This window comes from Listeria tempestatis (assembly GCF_963575625.1).
Lineage (GTDB): Bacteria > Bacillota > Bacilli > Lactobacillales > Listeriaceae > Listeria > Listeria tempestatis.
In genome coordinates, this window is the sequence record NZ_CAUYTK010000020.1 from 1 (window position 1) to 7962 (window position 7962).

General features: G+C 38.2%; 10 protein-coding genes. 5 read left to right on the forward strand and 5 right to left on the reverse strand.

The features are described 5' to 3' along the window. Positions 1 to 143: 143 nt before the first annotated feature. From R8923_RS14080 to R8923_RS14100, 5 genes are all read right to left on the reverse strand, one after another. Complete coding sequence (locus tag R8923_RS14080) at positions 144 to 827, reverse strand: fructose-6-phosphate aldolase (protein WP_485873394.1); 684 nt, start codon at positions 825 to 827, stop codon at positions 144 to 146. Positions 828 to 962: 135 nt separating this feature from the next. Then, complete coding sequence (locus tag R8923_RS14085) at positions 963 to 1916, reverse strand: sugar-binding transcriptional regulator (protein WP_485873395.1); 954 nt, start codon at positions 1914 to 1916, stop codon at positions 963 to 965. Further along, positions 1909 to 2193, reverse strand: coding sequence for a DUF3116 family protein (locus tag R8923_RS14090; RefSeq protein WP_485873396.1), 285 nt, complete (start codon positions 2191 to 2193; stop codon positions 1909 to 1911). The genes R8923_RS14085 and R8923_RS14090 overlap by 8 nt, the downstream gene beginning before the upstream one ends. A 76-nt stretch (positions 2194 to 2269) precedes the next feature. Then, positions 2270 to 2722, reverse strand: a complete 453-nt coding sequence (locus tag R8923_RS14095; RefSeq protein WP_485873397.1) for an ImmA/IrrE family metallo-endopeptidase — start codon at positions 2720 to 2722, stop codon at positions 2270 to 2272. Positions 2723 to 2726: 4 nt separating this feature from the next. After that, on the reverse strand, positions 2727 to 3062 hold the full coding sequence (locus tag R8923_RS14100) for a helix-turn-helix transcriptional regulator (protein WP_485873398.1): 336 nt from the start codon (positions 3060 to 3062) through the stop codon (positions 2727 to 2729). 190 nt (positions 3063 to 3252) lie between these two features. Here R8923_RS14100 and R8923_RS14105 point away from each other — a divergent pair, with 190 nt between their 5' ends. The 5 genes from R8923_RS14105 to R8923_RS14125 all read left to right on the forward strand — a co-directional run. Further along, positions 3253 to 3549 (forward strand): hypothetical protein, encoded by a 297-nt coding sequence (locus tag R8923_RS14105; RefSeq protein ID WP_485873399.1) that lies wholly within the window; start codon positions 3253 to 3255, stop codon positions 3547 to 3549. A gap of 153 nt (positions 3550 to 3702) precedes the next feature. Continuing rightward, positions 3703 to 4095, forward strand: coding sequence for a phage holin family protein (locus R8923_RS14110; RefSeq protein ID WP_485873400.1), 393 nt, complete (start codon positions 3703 to 3705; stop codon positions 4093 to 4095). Positions 4096 to 4151: 56 nt separating this feature from the next. Continuing rightward, entirely contained in the window at positions 4152 to 4751 is a 600-nt protein-coding gene (locus tag R8923_RS14115) for a short chain dehydrogenase (protein WP_485873401.1), read from the forward strand. Positions 4752 to 5183: 432 nt separating this feature from the next. Continuing rightward, on the forward strand, positions 5184 to 5618 hold the full coding sequence (locus tag R8923_RS14120; protein ID WP_485873402.1) for a YrhA family protein: 435 nt from the start codon (positions 5184 to 5186) through the stop codon (positions 5616 to 5618). 669 nt (positions 5619 to 6287) lie between these two features. Beyond that, a partial coding sequence (locus R8923_RS14125; RefSeq protein WP_485873403.1) for an immunoglobulin-like domain-containing protein occupies positions 6288 to 7962 on the forward strand: 1675 nt, incomplete at its 3' end.

The window sequence follows — 7962 nt, forward strand, 5'->3', positions numbered from 1 at the left end:
TTGGGTGCCAAACCCACGAGACCGAAGCACTGTCGGCGTCTTAGGACGTTTGGAAGACAGGGCTTGCGGTCTTATTTATTTTATCAACCTTTAATACTCAAAATAAAAAGAGCTGAAAAAACGAAATTCAGCTCTTTTTCTTACTAGGAAATCGTCGATATAGTAGATGCTCTCCCAAACACAGCTTCCCAGTCATTGGTAAAATCCGTAACAGCCTTACCAATTGAAGGCATTTCAAACGCTTGTTCAAAAATATCAGCACCTAATGTGACAGCATGGGCGCCGCATTCTAAAGCTGAATTCGCTTGGTTAACATTTTTAAAACTCGCACCTAAAATTTTGGTCGCGCTGTTTGTGCGTTCAATTGCGGCGCTCATTTCTGAGATGGCCTCTCGTGGATTGATATTCAGGTTTTCCATGCGGTTAAAATAAGGTGCGATGTAATTGGCTTCTGCCGAGATTGCTAAATAGGCTTGGATTTTTGAGTAAATGGCGGTTGCTGTCACATTAATTTTTTTGGCGCGCAATTCTTTAATGACACGCAAACCTAATTCAGTAACAGGAACTTTAATAAAAACTTGGTCATCAATACGGCTCAAAATTGCTTCGGCGTCTCGCATCATTCCCTCGTAGTCCGTTGCAACCACTTGGACGTGTAGGGATGCAGTTGGGTCAAGGATAGTTCGGATTTCCTTCATATGCGCAAAAAATTCGATTTCACCCTCCTTTTTTATAATAGAAGGGTTGGAAGTAACGCCAGCAAGAGGTAAATTTCGCGCGTAACGTTTAATCGTTTCCAAATTAGCAGTATCAAGCATAAATTCCATTAAAATCACTCCTTTTGCCCCCATTTTAGCAAAAATAAGCTTGAAAAAAGTATTTGTTTTTTTCTTCTAGGTTAAAAGCGGACGAAACCGAGCGAGATGTGATGTCAAAAAAACTAGTTTGCACATTTGTGCAAACTAGTTTTTTGCATGCTTCAAAATGAACTTAGCCGTTTCATCATCAGTGACAAGAGCGTTTATGTATCCCTTTTTGAGCATTGCTAAAATAGCGCGGCTTTTTCGTTTTGATCTAGCAATGCCAAGGACAGTTGGAACATTTTTTAAATTTTCAAGGCCGATGCTAATGGTTCGATCATAAAGGTCACCACGTAAAATTTTGCCGTCTATATCAAAGAAATTGCAACACGAATCTCCGCATGCTTCGCGAAGGCGCAGTTCCTCGTAGTCTTCTGGGGATAAAAGATCACGCCACTTACTTGTTTTTTCGGACAAAAGTCCGCCAATACCAACAATCGCGACATCCAGTTTATCCCACTTCGATTTTAATTCCTGAAAATATTGAGAATGAATAATCCCTTCTTTTAGCTGTTTCGTTTCCTGCACAACTGTTGCATTAACAAATAAACTATTCCCGCCAAATTTTCTTGCTAGCTCATAAACAAGCGTATTCACATGGAAGCGAGAGTGTACATGGCTTGGACCGCCCACAATTGGTACAAATGTGGCTAGTGTTTTTCGTCGATTATCAATTTTTGAAATCGCATTTCCAAGCGTTTCACCCCATGCCACGCCAATTGTTTCGTTAGGCTTAATCATATTTTTGATCGTACTAGCAGCCATTTTTGCTAAATTTTCTTCTTTTTCTTTATTTGAAAAATGGGGTTCCGTGTGTGCAATTCGAACATACTTCAAGTTAAAAGTTTCTTTGAGCTCCGTTTCGAGTTCGTAAATCTGTTCATCAAAATCGTGAATTTTTATTTCTACAATGCCAGATTCCTTTGCCTGCTTTAACATACGACTAACACTTGTACGATAAATGTTCAGCTCGCTCCCAATTGTTTCCTGATTCTTTCCTTCAATATAGTATTTGTAGGCGACTTGACGAAGTAAATCAAGCTTTTCCTTACCCATGCCTAGAATCCCCCTCTTTATTCTGTCTAAAATCTCGTAAAAGAGCATGTCCTTTTTCCGTAAGCTTATAGCGTTTTTCGTTTAGGCGTGTATAGGTGCGCCGCGTAACATATTCATTAAATTCAAGCCAAAAAACGGTGTAGAAAAATGAAGTTAAAGTTAATTTATATTGCGGATTTTGGATAAAAAATTCGTCTTGAAGAACAAAAATATTAAAGTTCGGGTCAGCTAAAAAAATTAAGGTAAACTTAATTTCGTCTTGACTAGGCTTTTTCATAAATAAATCCTTTCAGATGGTGATGTAATGAAAAACGATATGCTAAATATGTTTCACATGAAACATCCAAATAGAATTAGTATTTACGGTAAACATCAATCGTGTTACCAAAATTAATAAAGTAATTTTTATAATTATACATAGGTCCGTATTTTTCGCGATAGAAAGCAACCGTTTGAATTAGAAATTCATCGGTCACGCCGAGATGCTCAGCTACTTCAAAATATTGCCTAAATCCCTTGTAGAAGCAGCTAATAATATCTTCAAGGGGAATAAGCTCTTCATAGCCGCGCCGCCGCGCAAAAATTTCTTGTTTTCGATTACTTATTTCTTTTTGATTTACGATGTTGCCGTAAGTGTACTTCCAGTGCATAAGTTCTTCGATTAAAAGACAACGCTTTTCGGCATCTGTTTTTTTGCTGTCAATTAAGATGGTCCCGTTAATATATAAGCCAGGCAATTTGCTAGGCATCTTTTCTTCTTTTATGGTTACTTTATTTTGGTAATCATTCACCAGATCTTCGAACATAATTTCACTTCCCGCGATGAAGTTGTTTTTTCATTTCGATGTAAGCAAGAATATCTCGCAATTCCTCGTCGGTAACATCATCATCTAAATGAGCAGCAATCGTCATTAGGCGCTCATCTTTTGCTTCTTGACCTCTTGGAGGGAAAAAGGCGTCTATTGTTTGATTGAAAATTTTAGCAAGCTCAAATAAGACGTCTTGGTTGGCTTTTCTTTCACCATTTTCATAGCGACTAATCGTTTGCCTTGTTGTGTGTAAATGTTTGGCAAGCTCTTCTTGACTTAAGCCTTTCTCCTCGCGAAAGTATTTAATTTTACTTCCAACATATTTATTTAATTCCATGGCTCCTTTGCTCCTCGTTATATGATGCCTTTAGTATATCATTAGTGTTACCTTTTTGGAAACTTTATATATTATTTTGCATCAATTTGTTTACATGTAACCAAAATGGTGCTATAATAGCTATATCAGATAAAATTGAATATTTTTTTAGAATAAAAAGCACCAAATTGGTGACGAAGAGGTGGTTTAAATGGAGAAAATGGAACTGAGAAATCGACAACGAACGATTATTTGGCGATTGGAAGAGCCTATAAGTGAACGGGATAGACGGAAATTATTGTATGAGTTGGAATACTTAGAAGCGCTTGGAGATAGTAAGAAAGGTTTTTTAACAGTGGAACAGAAAATGTTGCTTTTTTCTTCTGAAGAATACTTGGCGAGAAAGCAAGTTCAAACGGATAAGCAGATTTATGAAGAAATAGGAGTTTCCAGGCGAACATTTTATTTATGGAAAAAGTCGGTAGGGCTCATTTCAAGAAGCATTTAAGAAAAGTCCAATCTCGCCGATGACTTAAAAAGCTGCGTTAAATACTCTACTCGAGTAGATTTAAATAAATTAAAATGCCATTTGACCTTCAGATAAAGTAATGCTCGAACTGAAAAATAAATGGCATTTTTGTGTATAGAGAGAAGGATGTTTATGAATGATTTAGTTCAAAATATTCCTCAAGTAATCGTATTTTTCTTCGGAGAGCGGAGTGTTTTGATACAAGTTTTACTTATATTCACCGTGTTCGATTATGTGGTAGGCTTACTTTCAGCTAGTTTTCAAGGGAATTTACGGAGCAGATTAGGCTTTCAAAATATTGTGCGTAAACTAGCTATTTTTATTTTGGTAGCCATTTCACATCAGGCAGATCTCGTTACGGGAAATAAAAACTTGGTGCGCGATGCGGTTGTTTTTTTCTATCTTGCTAATGAGTTAATTTCGATTTTGGAAAATTTTGTTCAGATGGGCGTAAAAGTTCCGCGTGTGCTTAAAAAATTGGTGGATTTATTCCAATCGAATGCGGGTGAGAAAAACAAAAAATAAACTTTTGTCCAAAAGAGGTGTTATACTTGTCGTATCATTTGAAATGAGGTGTTTTTATGAAAATACTACTAATTGGTGCCTACGGAACGCTAGGGAAAGCGGTTTTTACTCGCCTTTCAAAGAAAAATGACGTAATTACAGCTGGGCGGCATAGCGGAGAAATTCATGTTGATATTACGGAGCCAGATAGCATTCGCGAAATGTATAATCAAATAGGGAAAATTGATGCGGTTGTAAGTGCCACGGGAAGTGCTGTTTTTTCGCCGCTCACAGAATTAACGCCGGAAAAAAATGAACAAACATTACGAAGCAAGCTTGGGGGGCAAATTAACCTTGTTTTGCTCGGGCTTGATTATATTAATGATGGTGGAAGTTTCACACTGACAACGGGAATTATGATGGAGGACCCAATTAGGCAAGGTGCATCGGCCGCAATGGCGAACGGGGCGGTAACCGCCTTTGCAAAATCTGCTGCAATTGAAATGCCACGGGGGATTCGGATTAATACGGTGAGCCCGAATGTCCTTGAGGAATCATTTGGGAATTTAGAGCCTTTTTTTGAAGGATTCGTTCCAGTTCCCGCTGACCGAGCAGCACGCGCCTTTGAAAAGAGTGTTCACGGTGCCCAAACAGGTCAGTCTTATAAAGTTTATTAAAATAATGCTAGGTTAAAAAATAATAGAACCGAAAATCATGCCTTTCTTAAAAATGAGGATTACTTGGTTTCCGGTTCTTTTTTAACGTACGTCTGCGCCGGACTGTCAACCAAAAAGTAGAGATTAGAATTAAGCGAATTTGTGAATATGTTCGAATTCAATTGGTGTTTGAAAGTTTAAACTAGAATGAATTTGTTTGTAATTATAGTGCGTTTCCAGATAATTTGTGAGTTATAATCAAGCCTGTGCCTTAGTTAAGTAAGGTGTAGGCGGTAGTGCTTCTCGCTTTAATGTTTTGTAAAAAGACTCCACCATTTCATTATCATAAGGATCTTCTTTGCGGAGGAAAAAGATAGTTTGAATGAGTTCAGTGAGTGCAATGTTTTCAATTTCAAAACAACTTAATCCTAGAGAAAGTAGGTGTTAGTAATATTGGAAGAAACGGTTCAGCAACTAGAAGTTAATTTACATAAATACTATGATATCAAATTAAATAAAGGCTATTCTGAAACAGATATTGAAGAATTTAAACAATGGGTAAACAAAAAATTAGGAGCAAAGGTGCCACTTCAGGAGTATATAGATTCGTTACAATTAGTTAATGGAGTCAATTATGATGGCTTGTATTTTTACGGAGTTAGTCCTTCAAATACTAATTTAGACATTATTTTTAATAACAGTGCTTGGTATGATGCAGAAGAACATCAAAATTATTTATTTTATGCGCATGATGATCTCTCTTGGTATCTGTGGAATAATGATAGTCGTGAGTACCAAATCATTGATAAGCCAGGTGGAGAAATCATAGAAATTTTTGAAAGTTTTAATGAAATGATGGAAGAAGCGCTTAAAACAGCCTTATATTAATAACTTAAAATAAGTCTATTTAATAAAAAGAACCACAAAATTTTAAGTTCAGAAATTCTTTTATAGATTGATTAAACAGGGGTAGGGAGAGCAAAAAGTCTAACGCCTTTCGCAGATTCCAGTTGTTCGAAGTGAAAATCAGGTTTATTCACAAACTTTTGGACCTTGGTCGTGAACTCTTCTCTGCGCATAAACATTCAGTTGACATAACGCATCTTAGCAGAAGTAGCGCAAACAAAAAGCGGTCTTATCACTATTTTATTACATAATGAAAACTTGTTAGGTGTAAAAATAGGGTATGCCATAAATTGACAAGCGGGAATGATGGTCTTTTGCCGTTTATTGTTGTGTAAATTAGGGTATCAAATATATGGAAAAAACGCTATTAGCAGATCGGTTTAATACTTATAACAGTCCATTTTCATTCCAAAATAAAGGGAAGTATGTACAATCCAAACTGATAATAAAAAATTTGAGTGGAAGTGTCTATTTTATTAGTATATATCCAAGTCGATGTTTATTTGATTAGTAAGAGGGAAGGCTAATAAAAGAATATGGTGGTATTCGCTTGGAAAATCATATAGTTAAGATGGTATTGTATGTAAAACTTTTTGTTAAATAGATGGGTACAAATTTTAATGGTATCAGAGTTTGAATTGGGGGATTTTCATGAAGGTATGTAAACAAGGAGAAAATAGGCAGAGAGTAAAAAAAGGTTTTAAAGCTACAATGGTGGTGTTTTTGGCAAGTGGATTAACTATTTCTTCAATAGCGTTCGAAAAAGAGGGCGTTCATGTTCAAGCTGCAAGTAGCGAAGCACCAAAGGTTAAGGCGAAAGTAGGGAGTGTTATTGCCTTAGAAAATGGGGATTTTGAAACCCCCACAGTAACGAGGTCTGCTAACTGGCAAACTTTTGATGCAAGTACTGTGCCTGGTTGGCAAACCACCGCAAGTGACAACCAAATTGAGTTACAGAAAAATAATTTAGCTGGAATAACTGCTCAATCGGGTACGCAATGGGCGGAACTAAATGCATATGAGGTAAGTGCCTTGTATCAAGATATTCCGACAACGCCAGGAGAAAAAGTACGCTGGCAAGTTTATCATAGAGGGAAATCTGGAGTAGATACGGCCGTTGTTGAATTTGGGGAACCTGGCAATGCAATGATCCAACAAGCGGAGATGGTTGATGGAAATGACGCATGGGGACTGTATACAGGAAGTTATACGATTCCAATAGGTCAAACAAGCACAAGGTTTCAATTTAGATCAGTGAGTGCAGCTGGAGGAAACGAGGCAATAGGCAATTTGCTGGACAACATCCAATTTGCAACGCAGTCCATACTTGATGTGGCAGGGACCTTCTCTGCACCAAGCACCAAGATGCGAAAGAGCGTGAACTATACCATCCACGCGACAAATGTGGGAGGGATGCCTGCTGCAAACAATACATTCTCTGTGAAAATTCCGGTAGAGCTCACGTATACACTCGGAACGTTGTCTTCCGCGAATACAGTGGTGACGGATGAAAATTATGATGCGGCGACACGAACCTTAACCTTCAAAACAGGCACAATCAAAAAAGATATATCGATAGATGTTGTGATTCCACTAATAGGTGCAGAAGTGACCGATGTGGCCACACCAGATACGAGCGTGACATATAATGATGAGAACTTTAATGACGATACGTATACAGCAGATGGAATAGATAGTTCTGTGGCTGTGACAAGTAACGAAATACCTACAATTACCGGTGAAGAAGAAACCATTCTTCAACCGAATGAGGACTTTGATCCGATGAGTACGATGACCGCGCAAGATGAAGAAGACGGCGACTTAACTGCCCAAATCCAAGTGGTGAGCAATAATGTGGATACCAGCCAACCTGGTACCTATGAAGTGCTATATGAAGTCACAGATAGCGACGGGAATCAAGCGACGTTCACTCGCACCGTCATAGTGGAAGAAGGTCCTGTGATTATCGGGGAAAGCCCCACACGGTTAAATCCGAATGCGAGCTTTGATCCAATGAACACAATGCAAGCAACGGATAAAGAAGACGGGGACCTCACTGGTGATATTATAGTGGTGGATAACCCTGTTGACACTAGCCAGCCAGGCACCTATGAGGTGCTATACAGTGTAACAGATAGTGATGGAAACCAAGCAACATTTACCCGTACCGTTATTGTGACAGAAGCACCAATCATCACGGGAGAAGAAGAAACACGTTTAAATCCGAATGCGGATTTTGATCCAATGAGCACAATGCAAGCAACGGATAAAGAAGACGGGGACCTCACTGGTGATATTATAGTGGTGGATAACCCTGTTGACACTA